A 20,516-nucleotide genomic window follows, 5' to 3' on the forward strand; every position below is an offset into this window, starting at 1 on the left:
AATCGAGTTATAGAAACTATAATTGATTATAAAAAATATGAAGAATTATAAATTAAAAGTCGGAGTTCTTTTGTCATCAGCCTTAATGATGGTGGCAGTGAGCTGTAGCGATGAGTTTCTAGATGTGCCAGCCACTGGTGCTCTTGCGGAAGCTCAGTTAACAACCCTAGCGGGACTTGAGGCATCTTTGATAGCTGCTTACTCTCAAGTGAACGGTAGAGGTAATAGATTAGCCTCTCCATCCAATTGGGTATGGGGAAGTATCAGAGGTGGTGATGCCAATAAAGGGACAGATCCAGGAGATTTCAGCACAATTAACCCTATTCAGCGCTTTGAAATTAATGCTGCATCAGGTGAAGTTGGCTCGAAATGGAATGCCGACTATGAGGGTATAGCAAGAGCAAATAACGTCCTTAGATTGATGGCTAATAAAGCTGCTGATGTGACGGTTGCCGACGAGGCAAGAATCTCCGCACAGGCTAAATTCCTAAGAGCTCATTATTACTTTGAATTGAAAAGAGACTATGGAAATACTCCTTATGTAGATGAGACGGTAGATTATGGCTCCGGTTTAGAAGAGGTCAGTAATACACAGGATTTATATCCTTTCATTGAAGCTGATCTGAAGTTCGCTATAGCTAATCTTCCAGCTGTTCCTTCTCAGGTAGGTAGAATTAATTCATGGGGTGCCAAAGCATTATTGGCCAAAGTTTATCTATACCAAAAGAAGTATGCTGAGGCTAAAACATTATTTGATGATGTAATCGCAAATGGTGTGACAAGTAAAGGTGATAAATACGGCTTAGTAGCTAATTATGGTGATATGTATAGAGGTGCCAATGATAACCACAAGGAGTCAGTGTGGGTCTACCAGGCAGCTGCAAATACAGGTTCAACAGCGAATGCAAATCCTGAGTTTGATTTGAACTATCCATACAATGGTGGTCCTGCAGGATGCTGCGGATTCTTCCAGCCAAGCTTTACGTTTGCAAATTCGTTCAGAACTGATGCGAATGGTCTTCCATTACTTGATGGATCTTACAATGCTCCGGCTAATCGAGTGAAGAATGATATGGGTATCCTATCATTTGATCCATTAAAGCCATCAGAGAATGTATTTACTCCTGACGCAGGTCCACTTGATCCACGTATAGATCATACTATAGGTAGAAGAGACCTTCCTTACCTAGATTGGGGTAATCATCCAGGAGCTGCATGGATCAGAAATCAGCCGAACGGTGGACCATATACTCCTAAAAAGTATATCTATCAAAGAGCAGAAATCGGTAAGTTTCAAGATGGATCTAGCTGGACTGCTGGTTACACTGGAATGAACTTCATGATGATACGTTTTGCGGATGTTCTTTTGATGGCTGCTGAGGTAGAAGTAGAAGTTGGAAGCTTAGAAAAAGCGCGTGATTATGTCAATATGATCAGAACACGTGCTATGAATTCTAACCTGAAAACAGGTGGTGTTGATGCGGCAAACTATAAAATCGGTCTTTACACAACACCTTTTGCTAGTGCTGCGGCAGCTAGAAGTGCAGTGCGTTTCGAAAGAAAATTAGAACTTGGAATGGAAGGTCATAGATTTTATGACTTGGTTAGATGGGATATTATTCAGTCAGAAATGGATGCATATTTTGCTTTGGATGGATCTATTCTTACCGCAGCACTTGGTGGAGCTAAATATACTGACAAGTATAAATTCGTTCCAATCCCACAAGATCAAATAGATCTAGTTGGCCCTGAAATTCTAATCCAGAATCCTGGATTTTAATTTCTTGAGTTATTTAATTTAAAAGGGAGGCTTTTGCCTCCCTTTTTTTTTGAAAAAATTTATTACAGCGCCTTATTTTTTCCCATATGACCTAAATGTGGTAATTTCAAACCAATTCAAGCACCCAAACAATACATTATGAAATTCTCCTATTTTGGCCTTTTACTTATTTTACTTTTTATTTTTTCCGCTTGCCACAAAGAGACTACTTTATTTGAATTATTACCTGCCAGTGAGACAGGGATAGATTTTAACAATACAATTGTTGAATCTGACTCATTCAATATTCTTACCGATGAATATATCTTCAATGGTGCTGGATTGGCAGTAGCTGATTTCGATAATAACGGATTTCCTGATCTGTATTTTACAGGAAACCAAGTGTCTAATAAACTGTATCTAAATTCTGGAGGATTCAATTTTACAGATGTGACTGAATCTGCTGGTGTATCTGCTGCAAATCAATGGTGCACAGGAGCAGTAGTAGTGGATATCAATGGTGATGGTTGGATGGACTTATATGTTGCTTCAGCGATGAAGCTAGGGGAGGGAGAACGGAATAATCTGCTTTTTGTCAATCAAGGGAAGGATGCTTCAGGAAATATCTCATTCAAAGAAATGGCTTCAGAATATGGAATTGCAGATTCTGGAAACTCTATGTGGGCAGCTTTTGTGGATTATGACCTAGATGGAGATTTGGATTTGTATGTACTTAATAATGAACAAAAAGCAAGTGTTCCAAGTAATTATCGGGAGAAAATCACTGATGGATCTGCGATCAATAACGATAGATTCTATCGGAATAATGGCGATGGAACATTTACAGATGTGACAATTGAAGCAGGTATTACCACAGAAGGCTACGGATTAGGAGTGCTGGTTGCTGATTTGAATAATGACGGCTGGCCAGATATCCATATCAGTAATGACTATGTGACTAATGATATACTATACATCAATAATCAGGATGGTACATATTCCAACCAATCCAAAGTAATCTTGCGACACCAAAGTCAGTTCTCAATGGGAGCGGATATTTCTGATTTCAATAATGACGCAAAACCGGATATCATCACCTTGGATATGCTAGGGGAGGCTAATTACCGTAAGAAAACAACGATAGGAAATAATTCATACCAAACCTATATCAGCAACGAGCAGTGGGGATATGAGTATCAGTATGTGCGAAATATGCTTCACATGAATAATGGATCCGGTATCCCCTTTAGTGAAATAGGGATGATGGCTGGGATTTACCAAACAGACTGGAGCTGGGCGCCGTTATTTGGTGATGTGGATAATGATGGGTACCGGGATTTACTGATAACCAACGGATTTCCTCGAGACATTACTGATAAGGATTTTGCTAACTATAGAGCAGATGTTGGAAGCTTAGCATCTATTAGACAGCTCTTAGATTCTATCCCAATTGTCAAAATTCCAAATTATGCATTCAAGAATAAGGGTGATCTGACTTTTTCTGATCAGGGAAAATCTTGGGGGTTAGATAAACCATCGTTTTCAAATGGCGCTGCATTCGTGGATTTGGATGGGGATGGGGATCTAGATTACGTAGTAAACAATATAAATGATCCAGCATTCGTCTTTGAAAATACCCTTACAGATTTAGAAGCTAAGAATAATTTCATCCGACTTAAACTGATAGGAAGCCAGCTAAATTCTCAGGGCTTAGGTACAAAAGTGTTGCTAACACTTCCAGATGGTAGCCAATTATATCAGGAGCAGCAGGTAGTAAGGGGCTATATGTCCTCAATCGATGAAGTGATGCATTTCGGTATAGGTGACATTTCTGAAATCACTTCTATCCAGGTGATTTGGCCAGATGGTAAAGAAAGCATACTGTCTAATGTGAAGCCAAATCAGCTATTGGAATTTGCTTATATGGAGGCTAAGCAAGGAAAGAACAGCCGAGCTATACTTAACAAAGAATCGATCAACTCTATGTTCGCAGAAGTTTCCACTGCCAAAGGTTTGGATTACTTTCATGAAGAAAATGATAAAGTTGATTTCAATATTCAGCGTACAATTCCACACAAGCTGAGCCAGTATGGACCAAGTCTAGCGGTTGGTGATGTGAATAAAGATGGGCTGGAAGATTTGGTGGTAGGATCTGCCGCTGGCTTTGCACCTCAACTGTTTATTCAGGATGGGGATGGAATGTTTACTTCTCGGAGATTTATTGATGAAGAATATAACTCCTTTGAGGAAATGGGGATTCTCCTTTTTGATGTTGACAATGATAAAGATCTAGATATGTATCTGGTCGGAGGGAGTAACGAATTTCTAGCGAATGCTAAAGAATATTCAGATCGGTTGTATTTAAATGATGGGCAAGGGAATTTCACCTTGGACAAGAATTTTTCAGCCGTAAAAGCAAGTGGATCAACTGTACGTGGGGCAGATTTCGATGGAGATGGATTTGTCGATTTGTTCGTGGGAGGTAGGACGCCAGTAGCACAATACCCACTTCCTGAAAATAGCTTTCTTTTGAAAAACGTCGATGGTCAACTTCAGGATGTGACGGATGAAATTGCTCCTGGTCTTCGCAATGTAGGAATGGTGACGGATGCTATCTGGTCTGATATTGACACAGATGGTTTGGTTGACCTGGTTATAGTCGGGGAGATGATGGAGATCTCAATTTTCAAAAACATGGGTGCTAAACTGACCAAGCTAGAAAATACAGGTCTTGAAAATCATTTTGGTTGGTGGAACTCCATCACTGCTGGCGACTATGATCAAGATGGAGATACTGATTTTATTGTGGGGAATCTTGGTGAGAATAACTCACATCATCCGACTGCTGAAAGACCTGTGAAGGTTTATGCAAAGGATTTTGATTCTAATGGGAGCATTGATCCGATCACTTTTGCTTACTATAAGGATAGTGAAGGTAATTACAACTCTTTTCCAAGTCATTTTTGGGGAGACCTCTATGGACAGAGCACGATGTTCAGGAGGAAATTTGAACGGTATAAGCTTTATGCATTAAGTACCGAAACGAGTATTTTTTCAGACGAAGAGAAAAAAGATGCGCTGATTCTAACTGGCAATTATGATAAGACAGCTTACATAGAAAATCTCGGAGGCGGGAAATTCAAGGTTAAAAGATTGCCAACATTAGCTCAGGTTGCGCCAGTGAATGGTCTCGTAGCAGAAGATGTAAATGGCGATGGTAATCTTGATGTCGTGATGGTAGGGAATGACTACGGAAATGAGATTTTCATCGGTCGCCTTGATGCTCATGTTGGTTTAGTCTTATTGGGAGATGGAAAGGGAGGGTTTGCGCCAATGAGTCCTCAAGAGAGCGGATTTATGGTTCCTGGAGACGGAAAAGCTTTGGTGAAAATAGCTTCTGCTCAAGGAGAGCCTTTAATCATTGCCTCCCAAAACCGTGGAAAACTTCTGATGTTTCAGCTTCAAACTAGCCAAGGAAGCAAAACAATTACTCCGGGTCAGGAAGTGATGGCTGTGATCTTAGAGCTTGAAAATGGCAAGAAACAGCGAATTGAAGCCAGCCTTGGTTCAGGGTTCTTATCTCAATCTGGAAGACAAATCGTACTTCCAAAAGGAGTTAAAGGGATTCAATTGCAAGATTACAAAGGGAATGTGAAGGCTGTGGATATGAATACGCTGGATTGATATATTTTGAAAATTAGTCCCGCAGATTTACGATGAAGAAAGTTTGAGATGCTAGCTGCGTGAGTCCAACTATATCCGTTGGAAACTGTGTGAATCGGTGCCTTTGATCTCCGAAAATCTGCGGGAAATTGAAATGTTTTTAACTTACTTATACATTTCCCTTGGCTTTGCATTACAAATGTCCACCATTAGATCAGCAAGTTTATCTGTAACATCTTCAAAAAACCTCTTTCCTTTTTCAGCAGAGGATTTTTTTGGATTGCCTATTCCTGTGTCTTCGGATACTTCCGACCATTTGCGCTCAGCCCAAGCCCATTTTTCTTGCACACCTTTTATCACGGATTTTTTCTCAGCACCATCTCCAGCCTGATCCAGTGGCAAAATTAATTCGGGATGCAGGTACATCATGATCGATGTTTCCATTTCGTCAGCATGATCGCCCGCTTCTTCAAAGTATTTCGTTTTGTCCAAGGCTTGAAACCAGTTACATGTGAACAGCATCATCTCTGGAAACTTCAAGCCTAGCTCTCTCAGCATAGTTTTGAAGTCATTTCCTCCATGACTGTTTACGATCAAAAGCTTTTTAGTTCCTTGTCGATCAAGTACTGTGATGATGTCCTGAAGGATAAGCATCTGGGTGCTTGGATTTAAATTGATGTCCAAGTAAATATCTGATTGCCCAGTATTCACTCCAAAAGGTATAGTAGGCATGATGGTGATATTAGCACCTTTTCCCCATGCTTTCCTTCCTGATTCGCTAGCTGCTGCATCAGCTTCATACACATCAGTGCCGTATGGCATATGATAATTATGAGCTTCTGTGGCGCCCCAAGGCAATACGGCAAGCTCAAAGCGGTGATTTTCGAGTTTTTTCCAGTTGGATTCTGCTAATAGGTAGGGTTTCATTTTGTTAGATGATTTTGTTTGCGCTTTAATGATATTACGATACATGGCTTTAAATCTCAATTAGGCCGTCATTCATTCGCATTTAAATAATAGATTTTGAAGGAAACGAAGGAAAATAGGTCAAAATAGCCCCGTTTTTAATAATTTGAGACTTGATTCTAAATTAGCTCGAATGTCACAAAGAAGAAAATTTATTAAGCAATCCCTTATGGGCTCTGCCTTATTTATTCCAGGAGTTTCTAGCATTGCTTCACCAAAAGCAGAGTTATTGTACAAAGGAGAGAAACCTCTATTTCTTTCCACTTGGAATCACGGCTTGCCAGCAAATACTGCTGCTGTGGAGAAACTAAAATCAGGAGGAAGCATTATTGATGCGGTAGAAGCTGGTGTGAAAGACACAGAGCTGGATTTGAGTAATTTATCTGTAGGCTTGCAAGGCTTACCAGACCGAGAAGGGATTACCACGCTTGATGCATCTATTATGTCAGGTGATGGTTCCTGTGGAGCTGTAGCTTTCGTAAGACAGGTGAAGCATCCGATTTCTTTGGCACGCGTAGTTATGGAAAAAACACCACACGTACTGATCGTGGGGGAAGGTGCCAAGCAATTGGCAATCGCCGAAGGTTTTCCTATAGAAAAAGAAGAGCTCAGTCCCGAAGCCAAAAAGGCCTATTTAAAATGGAAAGAAACCAGTCAGTATAAACCTATCATCAACATCGAGAATCACGACACCATCGGAATGATCGGGATGGATGCGAAAGGGAATATGGCAGGAAGCTGCACTACAAGTGGCCTTTCTTATAAAATGCACGGTAGAGTGGGAGATAGCCCAATTATCGGAGCTGGCTTATTTGTAGATAATGAAGTTGGAGCCGCTACGGCAACTGGTTTGGGAGAGTCTATCATTCGTATCTGTGGAAGCTTTTTGATAGTCGAATTGATGCGTCAGGGACGCACACCGCAAGAAGCGTGTGAAGAAGCAGTGAAGCGTTTGATAGCAAAAAACAATACTAATATAAAGGATATCCAGGCGGGATTTCTTGCCATGAATAAAGATGGAGAAGTTGGGGCTTTTGCGGTTCATCCAGGCTTTAACTTCGCGCAGGCGACGTCACAAAATAATCAGATGATTGATTCTGGTTCACATTTCAAAAAATGAGCAAAATAACCTTAGAATCTCCTGTATTCAATGTGGCAGCAGCGATTGATGCGGCTGAGTATGGAGTTCATCGATTGGAACTATGTGCCAATTTTCCAGAGGGCGGAGAGACACCAAGTGCTGGGATGCTTAAATTTTTGAAAGCTGAAATTGATATTCCAATATTCGTAATGATTCGGCCAAGAGGCGGTGACTTCTTTTATTCTCAGAAGGAATTGATGGTGATGAAGCGAGATATAGAATTGCTGGGAGAGCAGGGTGCAGATGGGTTTGTGTTTGGGGCATTGGACCGTCAAGGATTTGTGGATATAGATTCTTGTAAATCTCTAGTGCGAACAGCCTCTGGAAAGCCCTGTACTTTTCACCGCGCCTTTGATGTCTCCGCTGATTATTTTGATTCTTTGGAGAAAATTATTTCCTGTGGCTTTGCTCGTGTTTTGACTTCTGGAGGCAAGAACTCAGTGACTGAAGGAATAGACACTTTGAAAGAACTATTATTGAAAGGTGAAAATAGAATTAGCATAATGCCAGGTGGCGGGACTAAGCCAGAGCATATATTGGAATTGAAAAAGACGAAATTTTTGAAAGAAATTCATGCTTCCTGCAAAACTTGGAAAGCTACTAGTAATGAATATGTCAACCCGGATGTATCATTTTCAGATGACCCGAAATCCTTTACGCATCACCTTAGAATAGATCGGGAGATTGTTAATCAGTTTTTAGAGGCGTTGGGGGAATGAAGTTTAGATCCCTAATTTTTATGTTGACAGTAGTACTGTTGCATTCCTGTAACCCAATTTCAGAGCGAAAGCAGCCGCCTCCATCATTAGAGCGGCTGGCCAGTATGAATTTAAAGTTAGATGGTGAAAAATTGGCTGATGTTTATTGTGGCTCATGTCATTTGAAACCTGAGCCTGAACTGTTGGATAAAAAGACTTGGAAAAATAAAGTGCTTCCTGACATGAGAAAAAGGATGGGACTTCTATTGCCAGAAGATTTTGGGCAGCCGCTTCCGGAGGATATGGGCTTTCCTAAGGGAGTTTATTCGGCAACACCCTTGATTAAAGTAGCGGATTGGGAGAAAATATTGACCTATTACATCGTGAATTCGCCAGATAGTCCCTTGCCTCAATCGAGTAAAGAATTGCCTAGCATAGGAATTCCAGGCTTTGTGGTGTCAAGACCTGAATTCCCCAACATTAAAAGCACTTTGACAACCATGATACGGGTAGAGTCAGAGTCTGGTAACTTGTGGATCGGGGATCGCCTGAATCGGGTGTATGTTTTAGATTCTAAAAATGGTTTCAAAATTAAAGATTCTATTCTCACAGACGTAGCTCCAGTGGATATCTTTTGGCATGCTGACAGAAGCTTTGATTTGCTTACGATGGGGGTAATGGATCCTTCTAATGATAGTTTAGGTGTGATTTCAAGATTTTGGAAGGAAGGTCAAATTTGGCATAATGAAGAACTTTTGTCGCGCTTAATTAGGCCAGTTCACTTTGCTATTGCTGATTGGAATGGAGATGGATTGCAAGATAAAGCAGTGTCGCAGTTTGGAGATCATGTCGGGAAAATGAGTGTTTTTTTAACCAGCTCTTCTGATCCTAAAGAAGTGATCTTGAGCGCAGAACCTGGAGCTAGAAGAGCTATGGCTGTGGATTTCGATGGAGATGGAGATTTGGATGTGCTCGGGTTAATGGCTCAAGCAAGAGAAGGAGTTTATGTTTGGTTGAATCAAGGGGAAAATCAGTTTAAAAAGGTGACTTTATTAACCTTTAGTCCCGTATTTGGTGTAAGTGATTTTAAATATGAAGACATAAATGGAGATGGACACAAGGATATCATAATAGTAAATGGAGATAATGCTGATCTGTCTATCATACCTAAAAATTACCATGGTGTACGTGTTTATCTCAACAATGGAAGTAATGAATTTAAAGAATCTTGGTTCTATCCTCTACACGGAGCTAGCAGTATAGAGATTGCAGACTTTGATGGAGATGAAGATCTAGATTTATTTGTATTGGCGTTTTACCCAGAGGGTTCTCAAGAGTCAACACAGGATTTGGTTTATTTCAGACAGAAAAGTACAGGGGGATTTGATCCATTTATATTGAACCAAAACTTTGACACAGGGATGATGACCTTAACTTCTGGAGATATTGATGGGGATGGGGATTTGGATGTGTTCATAGGATCTTTTGAATTTGAAGATTTATTCAATGGGGCAACCAAGCATTGGAAACCATTTATTTTTTTAGAAAACAGAACGAATTAAATTCTGAAATCAAAGTTTTATTAAAATTATAGTGTATTATAAGGTTATTTAGTAGTTTATAATTTTTTATATTGAAGTAAATTCAGTAAATTATTCGTTCACCTTTTATTTTTAATCTATGGTAAAAAGTTTTCAAGGGGTAAAAATGGCAGAGCCAAAAAAAGCCCCAATTCCTCAAATTCTCGTCAAAGAGTACATGAGTAAAAGCCTTACCACCTTTAAACCTGACGATACTATCGATCAGGTGATGGAGGTGCTTACGAAGAAAAAAATATCTGGTGGTCCTGTGATTGATGCTTCAGGTGCCTTGATTGGGATTATTTCAGAAGTGGACTGCCTCAAAGAGATTATCAAAGGGAAATATACTAACACCCCGAAATTCCCTGCTAAAGTGAGTGAGCACATGTCTTCCGATGTGCTGACACTTTCTCCGGACTTATCAATATTCGATGCTGCGTCTCAATTTTTAGAACATAAAATCCGAAGATTCCCTGTAATGAAAGACGGGAAATTGCTGGGGCAAATCAGCTTGAGTGATGTAATTCGGGCATTTCCTACGATGAAACATACCACTTGGTAATATTTCTTTAAAAGTGTGAATGCCCCTAGAAGATGAGAATCTTAAAGGGGCATTTTATTGGTTTATTAGCTTAAGAGTATACTTTTTTTTCGCAGAGAGGGCAGTTGTCAGAGGTTTGATAGTGGTATGACTTAGGGAAACCGAAGTCCTATTGTCATTGATCAATGCGGCTGATCAACTGACCACTTTTTATTTCATCTTCATTTCGACCCTTCAATCGCTCTTTCTACATCGAGAATAATGTCGTCATAATGCTCTAAGCCAACAGATAACCTTACTAGTCCATCAGTAATCCCGACCTGGGTTCTTTCATCAACAGAGAGCTTGCTATGCGTAGTAGAAGCTGGGTGGGTAATGATACTGCGACTATCGCCTAGATTAGCAGTGATGGAGATCATCTGAAGTTGATCGATAAAACGCTGAGCGCGTTGTCCTCCTCCTTTCAGATCTAGGGTGATTACCCCACCGCCCTGACTCATTTGCTTTTTAGCGATTTCATATTGTGGATGAGATGTTAGAAAAGGATATTTTACTCCAAGTAATTCTGCATTCCCTTCGAAATATTCGGCAACTTTCAATGCATTACTACAGTGTCTATCCATTCTTACTCCCAGCGTTTCCATACTTTTGGCTAGGATCCAAGCATTAAAGGGAGATATGGCTGGGCCTGTGTGTCTTGCGAAAAAATGAACTTCTTTCATCAAATCAGCTTTTCCTAAAATCAATCCACCTAGAACTCTTCCTTGTCCGTCAATGTATTTGGTCGCGCTATGAGTCACGATATGAGCGCCCCATTTGGCGGGTTGTTGAAGGTAAGGTGACGCAAAGCAATTATCGACAACCAAGATTAAATTATGTGCAGCTGCAAATTTTCCCGCCCATTCTAAATCTATGATCTCCAACCCTGGATTGGATGGCGTCTCGATGAAAAGCATTTTAGTGTTAGGTTTTACCAGCTTCTCCCAGTTCATATAATCCGAAATATCACCGTAGGTTGAAGTGATGCCCCACTTTGGTAGTACTCGTGTCAACAGCTGATGTGTAGATCCAAAAAGTGCACGTGCAGCAAGCACATGATCTCCTTGCTGAAGTAGCGCGGCAATACTTCCAAACATGGCAGCCATTCCTGAAGCAGTTGCAAAACCATCTTCCGTTCCCTCAGCAGCGCAGACTTTTTCGATTAGGTCGCTTGAATTTGGGTTGGCATATCGGGAATAGATATTTCCCTGAATTTCATCTGCAAAAGTAGCTCTAGCTTCTTCTGCCGAATCAAAGGTAAAACTGGAAGTAAGGTAGATTGCAGCGGAATGCTCACGCTGACTGGATTTGGAAGAGGCGATCCGTACAGAATCTGTTTCGAAGTGCTTGTTCATTTATAGATCAGTTTAGATTTAGAAAATACTAATCAAGCAGATTTGAGAAAATCAAACCCAAAGTCGTTAAATGAACTAAAAAGGGATTATTTGTGAGGTAAACCTATTTATCGTTCCACAAAGGGTAGGAATTGGCACCGTTCTCCGTTTCGGGATGGTTGCCAGAGGTTCATAGAGCCTAATCTCTCGCCTCTTCTTTATAAATCAGTCGCCTGAATTGATGCAAATAAAGAACGGGATTTGTGTAATTCCAAATCTTATTCGATCAATCGTTGTATTGATTCATGGTTCGTTCTATTCCTATGGAGCAAAAACTTAGACTCATTTCTATAGCTTTGTCCATAAGTGTGGGCAGGTCAATGAATTCATCTTGGGTGAATTTGCCCAGCACGTAATCGATCAGCCTTCCCTGTGGAAAATCATCTCCAATTCCCATTCTGAGTCTGGCATAATTTTGACCTCCAGTGAGTTCCTCTATGTTTTTCAGGCCATTGTGACCAGCAGCGCTTCCTTTAGGTTTCATTCGTAGTTTCCCGAAGGGTATAGCAACATCATCTACAATCACTAAGGTATTTTCTTTAGTTACCTGTAGCTCTTTCATCCAATAATTCATTGCCTTGCCACTTAGATTCATGTAGGTGGTAGGTTTGATCAAATGAATGGTTCTGCCTTTGTGTTTGAATTCTGTTTTAAAGGCAAGTCTATCGCTTTTCCAGGAGCAGCCATTCGCATCAGCTAGTCTATCCACGGTCAAAAACCCGATATTATGTCTAGTGAGTTCGTACTCAGGCCCAATATTTCCGAGGCCTATGATTAAGTATTTCATATTAGGGTAGCGGTATAAGACTGAAAATAAAAAAATCCTGCCCGATTAAGGGCAGGATTTTGAATGAATAGAAGAGTAAATTTATTCTTCTCCGCCTTTTTTGCCTCTAAGTGCTCTTGGTACACCAACAGTCACGATAGAAACGTTTGGACTAGTAAGGATCTCAAATCCTTCAACAGAAAGATCTTCAACTTTGAATGATTTGCCAAGCTCAAGTTTAGAGATGTCAACAGTAATGAAATCAGGGAAGTCATTTGCAAGACCTTTAACTTTCAAGACTCTTGTTTTCATTTCTAATTTACCACCTACAGCGATACCAGGAGAGTTTCCTACTATTTTCACCGGGATTTCAAACTTGATAGGCTTATCTTCAGAATAAGCTACAAAGTCAGCGTGAAGAATTGCTTCACTTACTGGGTGAAATTGAGCTTCTTTTAATACTGCTTTGATGATTGTTCCTTCTATGTTCAACTCTACTAAGTGAACTTCAGGAGTGTAAATCAATGCTCTGAAAAGGATGATTGGTGAGTAGAAGTGAATCTGCTCTTTGATACCAGGTCCGTAAACCACGCAGGGAACATTACCTGATTCTCTCACTTCTGAAAGACTGGCACTGTCGAGATTTGCTCTTTTAAACCCTATAACCTCTAGTGTTTTCATATGCTTAATTGTGTTTGAATTGTCATATGCAATCTTGCGTATTGGTTAGTATTCCCATTATGAGATAATTTCACCAGGCTCGATTTCATATTGTATTTTTATAAAATTGATTCTTAAATAAATAAAGAACTGATAGAAGTGTTTCCTGTCACGGCATGAATTGCCTTTGCAAATAGGTCAGCGACTGTCAATACTTTGATTTTTGAAGATTGTTGTTTTAGCGTAATGGTATCAGTGATTACCAACTCTTCTAAAGCTGAGTTTTCGATGTTTTCGTATGCTTTTCCAGAAAGTACACCATGTGTTGCAATGGCTCTTACTGAATTAGCTCCTTTTTCCATGACGATCTGAGCAGCTTTATAAAGCGTACCAGCGGTATCCACCAAATCATCCACAAGAATAACGTCTTTTCCCTCTACATCCCCGATTACTTGCATAGAAGCAATCTCGTTGGCTCTTTTTCTGTGCTTGTCACAGACGACCATTTCTACTTCAAAATGCTTGGCATAAGACCTGGCTCTAGCTACTCCTCCCACATCTGGTGCTGCGAAAATCATATTTGGAAGCCTGAGCGAATTCAAATAGGGCACAAAAATAGCTGATCCATTCAAATGATCCAAAGGTATATCAAAAAAACCTTGAATTTGTCCGGCATGAAGGTCGCATGTCATGATTCTATCCGCTCCTGCGGAAGTGATCATATTGGCAATAGCCTTGGCTGCTATTGATACTCTTGGTTTGTCTTTTCTGTCCTGACGAGCATAACCAAAATAGGGGATGACTGCACATACTTTGTAAGCACTGGCTCTTTTGGCCGCATCTATCATCAGACAAAGCTCCAGAAGATTGTCACCCGGAGGCGTAGTACTCTGTACCAAAAAGACAGTACATCCTCTGATAGATTCATCGAAACTTGGCGATAATTCACCGTCACTAAATTTGGATAATGTAAGATCGCCTAGCTTTTTACCATAATTTTTGGCGACTTTCTCTGCAAGTGATTGGCTATTAGTGCCTGAAAATATTTTAACCTCGGACATGGTTAGTGGTTTTTTTCGGGAAAGATGAGGAATGGATTTAAGTCCAAAAGTAATGATTTTTGAATGGATGGCTACGGTGAATTGTATTGAATCAGTAGATAAAATTTATTTCTAAAAGCATTTAACCAATTCAGAAAATAGTAATGGGTATTAAAAAAATAGTAGAAATTCATCTTTTCAGGCAGAATAGAAGGAGAAGCCCTAAAAGGATTATTGATCCCGGTACCTAATTCATGACTAATGTCAAGACAAATTTGATATGTCTATATGAGGTACTTGTGTGGGTAATGTCACACATTGTCACATGCTTCCTAAATGCCTCGGGCAATAATTTCTGTAGCCTTACATTAATCCCCCTCTAGGTTATAGGTAGTTTATTTATCTAATTTCCCAGTCCTGTAAAATTTTAATAAAAGAAACTTTCTATCAAAGGAACCCTCTTATTTCGTGCTATTTTAGACCACGAAAAACCAACCCGGATACTCATGAGATTAAAAATTACACTAGTTGTTCTGCTTATATCCTTTTCCATAGGAGTATTTGCCCAGAATGTGCCCACCCCAAAAGCTCACTTTGGCTTTGATATAGGGGATGATTATCAGCTTGCCAATTTCTCACAGACTGAAGCTTATTTCAAGAAAGTAGCTGAAGCGAGTGATCGTGTGCAAATGGTCGAAATAGGTAAAACAGAATATGGTAGGTCTCAGCCTATGATGATCGTTACTGCTCCTGCTAATTTTGCGAAGCTAGAACAATACAAAGAAATATCTCAGAAGCTGGCTCATGCTGAGATCACCAAAGAAGAAGCTCAAAAGCTCTCAATCGAAGGTAAGCCAGTAATTTGGATCGATGGAGGCTTGCATGCAAACGAAGTAGTAGGGCCGCATCAGCTCATCGAAACCTTGTATCAATTAGCATCCAGAGATGATGCGGAGACACTGAAAATCTTGGACAACGTGATCATTTTGCTTGTTCATGCCAATCCTGATGGGATGGAAATCATGTCTGATTGGTACATGAGCAATGAAGATCCGAAAAAACGTAATCAAAACATTCCGATTCTTTATCAGAAATATGTAGGCCATGATAATAACCGTGATTTCTACATGAACAACATGAGTGAGGCGGCTAATATGTCTCTTCAGCAGTACGTGGAGTGGATTCCTCAGGTTATTTACAACCATCATCAGACCGCACCTGCGGGTGCTGTAGTAGCTGGGCCTCCTTATCGTGACCCTTTTAACCACGTGTTTGATCCGTTGATTATTACCAGCCTTGATGCGGTAGGTGCTGCGATGATTAACAGAATGAATCAGGAAGATAAGCCCGGCTATACAAGACTTGATGGTTCTGTGTTCTCTACTTGGTGGAACGGTGGCTTAAGAACCACCCCTTACTACCACAATATTATTGGGATTTTGACAGAGATCGTTGGGAATCCAACTCCTTACAGCGTGCCTTTGGTGCCGAGTCGATTGATTCCAAATAACGGTACGCCGTATCCTGTAACTCCTCAAGCTTGGCCTTTCCGTAGGTCTATTGATTATTCTGTTTCTCTCAACTATGCAGTCTTCAACCATGCGCTCCGACATGGTGATGAATTGTTATATAACATCTACCTGATGGGTAGAAAATCCATCGAAAAAGGAAGCCAGGATAATGTGACGATGTATCCAAAATATGCTCAGGCTGTAGAAGATGCATTCAGAGCATCTAACAAAGGAGGAGGAGGTTCCAGAGGTGGGATGCCTACTGAGTTATATGATTCTATCTATAATGCACCTGCAAATAGAGACCCTCGTGGTTATATTCTTTCTGCAGATCAGCCTGATTTCTCTTCTGCTGTCAAATTCATGAATGCTTTGATCAAATCAGGAATTTTAGTGGAAAAAGCTACTGCGGAATTTACTGTGAACGGGAAGACGTACCCAGCTAACTCATTTGTAGTGAAAACAGCTCAGGCATTCCGTCCTCACGTGATAGATATGTTTGAGCCACAAGATCATCCAAATGATTTTCTTTATCCTGGAGGACCTCCTATTCGTCCATATGATGCAGCAGGCTGGACATTAGCATTGCAGATGGGAGTAGAAGTTGATAAGTTGTACGAAGGCTTTGAAGGTCCTTTTGAGCGGATTCCATATGGCGAGATCCAGACTCCACCTTCAAAAAACCTTGCCAACGGTTCTGGTTATTTGCTTGATGTGAGAAATAATAACAGCTTCATGGCTGTGAATGATTTGCTCAAGGCAAAAGTTAAGGTTTATAGAACGAGTACTTCTGTAGATGGCCTGCCAGTTGGTTCATTCTACGTAAGTGGGGGCAAAAAAGAACTGGAAATTGCGGCAAATGAATATGGAGTCTATGCAGTGCCAGCATCCATGCCTAAAGGAGCTACACAGATTCAACCAGCTCGAATTGCTTTGTATGATTACTATGGCGGATCTATGCCTTCTGGTTGGGTTCGCTGGATGCTGGAGCAGTTCCATTTTGAGTATCAACTTATTTTCCCTGAAGAGATTGATGCAGGTAATCTGAAGGATAAATATGATGTAATGTTGTTTATCAGTTCCGGTATCCCATCAGTTGGTTCAAATGGGTTTTCTCGCTCCCAGCCCAAGGCTGAAGAAATCGATGATAAGTATCATGCTATGTTAGGCAATTTCTCAGCAAAGGAGTCTGTGCCTCAGATTAGAAGCTTTATTGAAGCTGGAGGCGAAGTTATTTCGGTAGGATCAGCTACAGATCTTGCCTTCCATCTTGAACTTCCTGTTGAAGATGCGTTAGTAGAAATAGGAGCTGATGGAAAAGCTACTTCACTAAGTGGTGAGAAATACTATGTACCAGGCTCTGTGCTAGAAATGCATGTGGACAATTCTGTGCCTATTAACTACGGTATGGGAGACAATGCTTACATCATGTTCAATAGAAGTCCAGTATTTAAACTGGCTCCAAGTGCAGCGAATAAAGGAGTGAAACCAATCGCATGGTTTGGTGAGGAAGAGCCCTTGAAAAGTGGCTGGGCTTTTGGTCAGTCTTATTTGAAAAATGGAGTGACTGCTTTTGAAGCTCAAATTGGGAAAGGTAAATTCTATGCTTTTGGGCCAGAGATTACTTTCAGAGGGCAATCACATGGAACATTTAAAATGTTGTTCAATGGATTGTATAAATAAATTTGTTGTGTTCGAGTAATTAAAAACCGCCTTGAGAGAGGCGGTTTTTTTGTTTTCACCTAATTGGACAGAGAATTTTTCGCAGAGGACACTATAGGATTTATGTTGTCCGTCTTTTTAGTTTCATGGTTCTTGTCCTCATTACCCAAATCGAACAATCCATATTTCACAAATCTTTTTTAACTTAAACCTATTCCTATTTTTCACCCTTTTTCATAGAACCATGGATAACGAAGAGTCTACTTTTATTTCAGGAATACACAATTGGTGTGATCGATGGTGCGAGCGTTGTTCTTTCACGGCGCGGTGTCGAGTTTTTGAACGAGAGCAGGAAAGAGATATTAATTCTCCGGATGATTTTTGGAATTCCTTGTCGGAGAACTTCAAGGAGACGTTGGAGATGCTACATGCTATGGCTGAGGAGCAAGGGATTGATATGGATCAGATTTTAGCTGACACTAAGAAGGAGACTTCTTTGGAAGAAGAGGATAAATTGCTGGATGAGCATCCACTCAGTGTGATTACTGATCAGTATTTATTTGAGGGGAAGGATTGGTTGGAGTCCCTCAGGATCAAAAATTATTTTGAAGGATTAGTTCACCAATTAAATCTAGGTTTGATGGAGGTTTCTAAAGTTGAGATTCAAAAAGCAAAAATTGAGGAAGCACTTGAAGTGATTCACTGGTATTTGTTCTTTGTTCATGTGAAATCCAAAAGAGTTCTAAATGATCTTTTGGGTGACTTCTGGGATGAATTTCCTGAAGAAGAGAAAAGCTATAACGGTTCAGCCAAGATCGCTATGATCTCGATGGAGCGAAGTATGCAAGCGTGGAAATTACTCTTCGATTTACTAGAAGATGAGCAGGATTCAATTTTGAATTTGTTGGTGCTTTTGGATAAATCTAGAAAAATGCTGGCTGCATTAGTTCCTAATTATGCCTTGTTCATTCGGCCTGGCTTTGATGAATAAGCAGAGGTTAAGATGAGCTCAAGAACTATTACGCCGAAATTCGTTTGACAGTATGGTAAACTAAATTTAATAGATGGAATCTTATTTACATTATGCTCATGCAGAGCTTGCGCTTTGGCAATATCAACTTAAGAAAAAGCCAAGTTTAGGCGGACGAATTACGAATGGAGTGCAGAGTAAAATTAATAGCTGGATTCCCGATAAAGTTCACAAAGCCATCACGATGGCCGTAGAGAATATGGTAAAAGCAGTGATTACGGGTTCCAGTTGGATAGTGCCAAAGCCAGATGTAAGCCTATCATTCAAGGAGCGGGAGATCAAAGTAAGAAGTAGGATTAAGTGGTATAGGAATACGGCTTCTGCGGAAGGCGCAGTCACGGGTGCTGGTGGGATTTTGTTAGGCTTTGCCGATTTCCCCGCTTTTCTGACGATCAAGATGAAAATGCTTTTTGATATAGCTGCGCTTTATGGTTTTGATACAAAGGATTACCATGAGCGTCTTTTTCTAATGTATGTTTTCCAGCTTAGTTTTTCTTCTCAGCAAAGAAGGAATGATTTGATTGGCCTAATAGAAAACTGGGAGGAGTATAAGGAGACTCTCCCCAAAGATCTGAACGAGTTTGATTGGAAGACTTTTCAGCTGGATTACAGAGACTATATAGACCTCGCGAAACTAGCACAGCTGATCCCAGTCATAGGGGCAGGGGTAGGGGCAATTGCAAACTACCGCTTAACGGCCCATTTGGGGAAATACGCGATGAATGCGTATAGATTACGTGTGATAGAGTGATGTTGGTATGATCCTGACAGGCAGGCCATAGAATTTACCTTTATGGCAAAGAAATGGAGGTGCAATAATTAACACTGTGAACTTTGCGATACCTTTGTGCCCTTTCTGATTATAGAAAGTCTTTAAATAAATCGTATAAAATCAAACGCTATGGATTCTCAGAAACACCTTTTCAGCCTTGATCCAGATATTCATTACCTCAATTGCGGCTACAAAGGACCTCTTTTGAAATCAGCAGAGCAAGCTGGTATGGATGCGCTGATACGGGAAAGAAACCCTACTAATATCAAACCTGAAGATTTTTTCAATTTACCAAAAGAGGTTAAAGCACGATTTGCTGAGTTGGTGAATTGTGATCCGCTTCAAGTTGCTTTGATCCCTTCTAGTTCATACGGATTTGCTACCGCCCTAGGAAATATCACTTGCGAACCAGGTCAGCATGCGATTGTGCTAGAAGATGAATTTCCCAGTGGGTACTTTTCTCTGAAAACATGGTGTGATGCGAATACTGCAATTTTAAAAGTGGTCGGGCCGGATAAAGATGCAGTGACGCCAGGTGAGAGCTGGAATAAGAAGTTGCTTGAAAGTATAACCGCTGAGACCGCTGTGGTACTGATGTCTTCTGTACATTGGATGAATGGATTAAAGTTTGATCTGGAAAGTATAGGTCAAAAATGTAAAACCGTCGGGGCAATATTCGTAGTGGACGGAACTCAATCCACAGGAGCCGCTGAGATGGATGTTAAGCGCTTTAAGATTGATGCTTTGATCTGTGCGAGTTATAAATGGCTTTTGGGGCCCTACGGAGTTGGGATCGCCTATTACGGGCCTGCCTTTGACGGGGGTTATCCTTTGGAGGAATCGTGGATGAATCGAACTAACTCACAGGATTTCTCGAATTTGACCAACTACGATCATGAATATACTGAAGAGTCAGGCCGGTACAATGTAGGGGAGATGAGCAATTTTATCCTTTTGCCTATGCTGAATGAATCCTTGAAGCAAATCAACGAATGGACTGTACCAGAAATAGAGAGCTACTGTCGTGCCTTAACGGTTCCCCTTTATAGCTATTTGAAAAGTCGGGATTTTGTTATTGAGGAAGAACAACAAACCTCCTACCATCTCATAGGGTTGAAGCTACCTGAGAATATTGATGCAGATCTGTTAAAAAGTAATTTGGAGAATGATAAGATTTCTGTTTCTATTCGTGGAGGTAATTTAAGAGTGTCTGTGAACGTGTTTAATACTTCTGCGGATATTGAGAAGTTGATAAAGACATTAGAGGCAAGTAGGCGATAGAATTGATTTTTGA

The 20,516-nt window shown here is 40.5% G+C and carries 15 protein-coding genes and 1 riboswitch; of the genes, 10 read left to right on the forward strand and 5 right to left on the reverse strand.

The window, feature by feature from the left end; all coding sequences use genetic code 11:
- The first annotated feature begins 37 nt into the window (after positions 1-37).
- Positions 38-1,780: a RagB/SusD family nutrient uptake outer membrane protein gene (locus BVH02_RS06655; protein ID WP_086500447.1), complete on the forward strand. Its 1,743-nt coding sequence runs from the start codon at positions 38-40 to the stop codon at positions 1,778-1,780.
- Positions 1,781-1,918: 138 nt separating this feature from the next.
- A complete protein-coding gene (locus BVH02_RS06660) occupies positions 1,919-5,443 on the forward strand; it encodes a VCBS repeat-containing protein (protein WP_086500449.1) in 3,525 nt (1,174 codons plus the stop codon).
- Positions 5,444-5,587: 144 nt separating this feature from the next.
- Here the strand turns inward: BVH02_RS06660 and BVH02_RS06665 are convergent, their stop codons facing one another.
- Positions 5,588-6,349 carry a creatininase family protein gene (locus BVH02_RS06665; protein ID WP_086500679.1) on the reverse strand — a complete coding sequence of 254 codons (762 nt, stop codon included), beginning with the start codon at positions 6,347-6,349 and terminating at the stop codon, positions 5,588-5,590.
- A gap of 172 nt (positions 6,350-6,521) precedes the next feature.
- Between BVH02_RS06665 and BVH02_RS06670 the strand changes: the two genes are divergently transcribed.
- The 4 genes from BVH02_RS06670 to BVH02_RS06685 all read left to right on the forward strand — a co-directional run bounded on the left by BVH02_RS06670 (position 6,522) and on the right by BVH02_RS06685 (position 10,369).
- Positions 6,522-7,508, forward strand: a complete 987-nt coding sequence (locus BVH02_RS06670) for an isoaspartyl peptidase/L-asparaginase family protein (RefSeq protein ID WP_086500451.1) — start codon at positions 6,522-6,524, stop codon at positions 7,506-7,508.
- Complete coding sequence (locus BVH02_RS06675) at positions 7,505-8,248, forward strand: copper homeostasis protein CutC (RefSeq protein ID WP_086500453.1); 744 nt, start codon at positions 7,505-7,507, stop codon at positions 8,246-8,248. The genes BVH02_RS06670 and BVH02_RS06675 overlap by 4 nt, the downstream gene beginning before the upstream one ends.
- A gap of 20 nt (positions 8,249-8,268) precedes the next feature.
- Positions 8,269-9,789: an FG-GAP repeat domain-containing protein gene (locus BVH02_RS06680; protein WP_205635712.1), complete on the forward strand. Its 1,521-nt coding sequence runs from the start codon at positions 8,269-8,271 to the stop codon at positions 9,787-9,789.
- A gap of 118 nt (positions 9,790-9,907) precedes the next feature.
- Entirely contained in the window at positions 9,908-10,369 is a 462-nt protein-coding gene (locus BVH02_RS06685; RefSeq protein WP_086500456.1) for a CBS domain-containing protein, read from the forward strand.
- Between the two features lie 200 nt (positions 10,370-10,569).
- Here BVH02_RS06685 and BVH02_RS06690 read toward each other — a convergent pair whose 3' ends face one another.
- The 4 genes from BVH02_RS06690 to BVH02_RS06705 all read right to left on the reverse strand — a co-directional run bounded on the left by BVH02_RS06690 (position 10,570) and on the right by BVH02_RS06705 (position 14,268).
- Positions 10,570-11,742, reverse strand: a complete 1,173-nt coding sequence (locus BVH02_RS06690; RefSeq protein ID WP_086500458.1) for a trans-sulfuration enzyme family protein — start codon at positions 11,740-11,742, stop codon at positions 10,570-10,572.
- Positions 11,743-11,846: 104 nt separating this feature from the next.
- Positions 11,847-11,948, reverse strand: a riboswitch (SAM riboswitch).
- A 59-nt stretch (positions 11,949-12,007) separates the two neighbouring features.
- Positions 12,008-12,568, reverse strand: a complete 561-nt coding sequence (pth, locus tag BVH02_RS06695) for an aminoacyl-tRNA hydrolase (RefSeq protein ID WP_086500459.1) — start codon at positions 12,566-12,568, stop codon at positions 12,008-12,010.
- Positions 12,569-12,649: 81 nt separating this feature from the next.
- Positions 12,650-13,228 carry a 50S ribosomal protein L25/general stress protein Ctc gene (locus BVH02_RS06700; protein ID WP_086500461.1) on the reverse strand — a complete coding sequence of 193 codons (579 nt, stop codon included), beginning with the start codon at positions 13,226-13,228 and terminating at the stop codon, positions 12,650-12,652.
- A gap of 113 nt (positions 13,229-13,341) precedes the next feature.
- Positions 13,342-14,268 (reverse strand): ribose-phosphate pyrophosphokinase, encoded by a 927-nt coding sequence (locus BVH02_RS06705; protein ID WP_086500463.1) that lies wholly within the window; start codon positions 14,266-14,268, stop codon positions 13,342-13,344.
- 485 nt (positions 14,269-14,753) lie between these two features.
- On the opposite strand from BVH02_RS06705, the gene BVH02_RS06710 reads away from it, so the two are divergent.
- The 4 genes from BVH02_RS06710 (at position 14,754) to BVH02_RS06725 (ending at position 20,503) form a co-directional block, all read left to right on the forward strand.
- Positions 14,754-17,441 (forward strand): M14 family metallopeptidase, encoded by a 2,688-nt coding sequence (locus tag BVH02_RS06710; RefSeq protein WP_086500464.1) that lies wholly within the window; start codon positions 14,754-14,756, stop codon positions 17,439-17,441.
- A 223-nt stretch (positions 17,442-17,664) separates the two neighbouring features.
- Positions 17,665-18,411: a hypothetical protein gene (locus tag BVH02_RS06715; RefSeq protein ID WP_086500466.1), complete on the forward strand. Its 747-nt coding sequence runs from the start codon at positions 17,665-17,667 to the stop codon at positions 18,409-18,411.
- A 73-nt stretch (positions 18,412-18,484) separates the two neighbouring features.
- Positions 18,485-19,201, forward strand: coding sequence for an EcsC family protein (locus BVH02_RS06720; RefSeq protein ID WP_086500468.1), 717 nt, complete (start codon positions 18,485-18,487; stop codon positions 19,199-19,201).
- Positions 19,202-19,351: 150 nt separating this feature from the next.
- Positions 19,352-20,503 carry an aminotransferase class V-fold PLP-dependent enzyme gene (locus BVH02_RS06725; RefSeq protein WP_086500469.1) on the forward strand — a complete coding sequence of 384 codons (1,152 nt, stop codon included), beginning with the start codon at positions 19,352-19,354 and terminating at the stop codon, positions 20,501-20,503.
- Positions 20,504-20,516: the final 13 nt, after the last annotated feature.

Source organism: Algoriphagus ratkowskyi (assembly GCF_002150505.1).
GTDB classification, from domain to species: domain Bacteria; phylum Bacteroidota; class Bacteroidia; order Cytophagales; family Cyclobacteriaceae; genus Algoriphagus; species Algoriphagus ratkowskyi.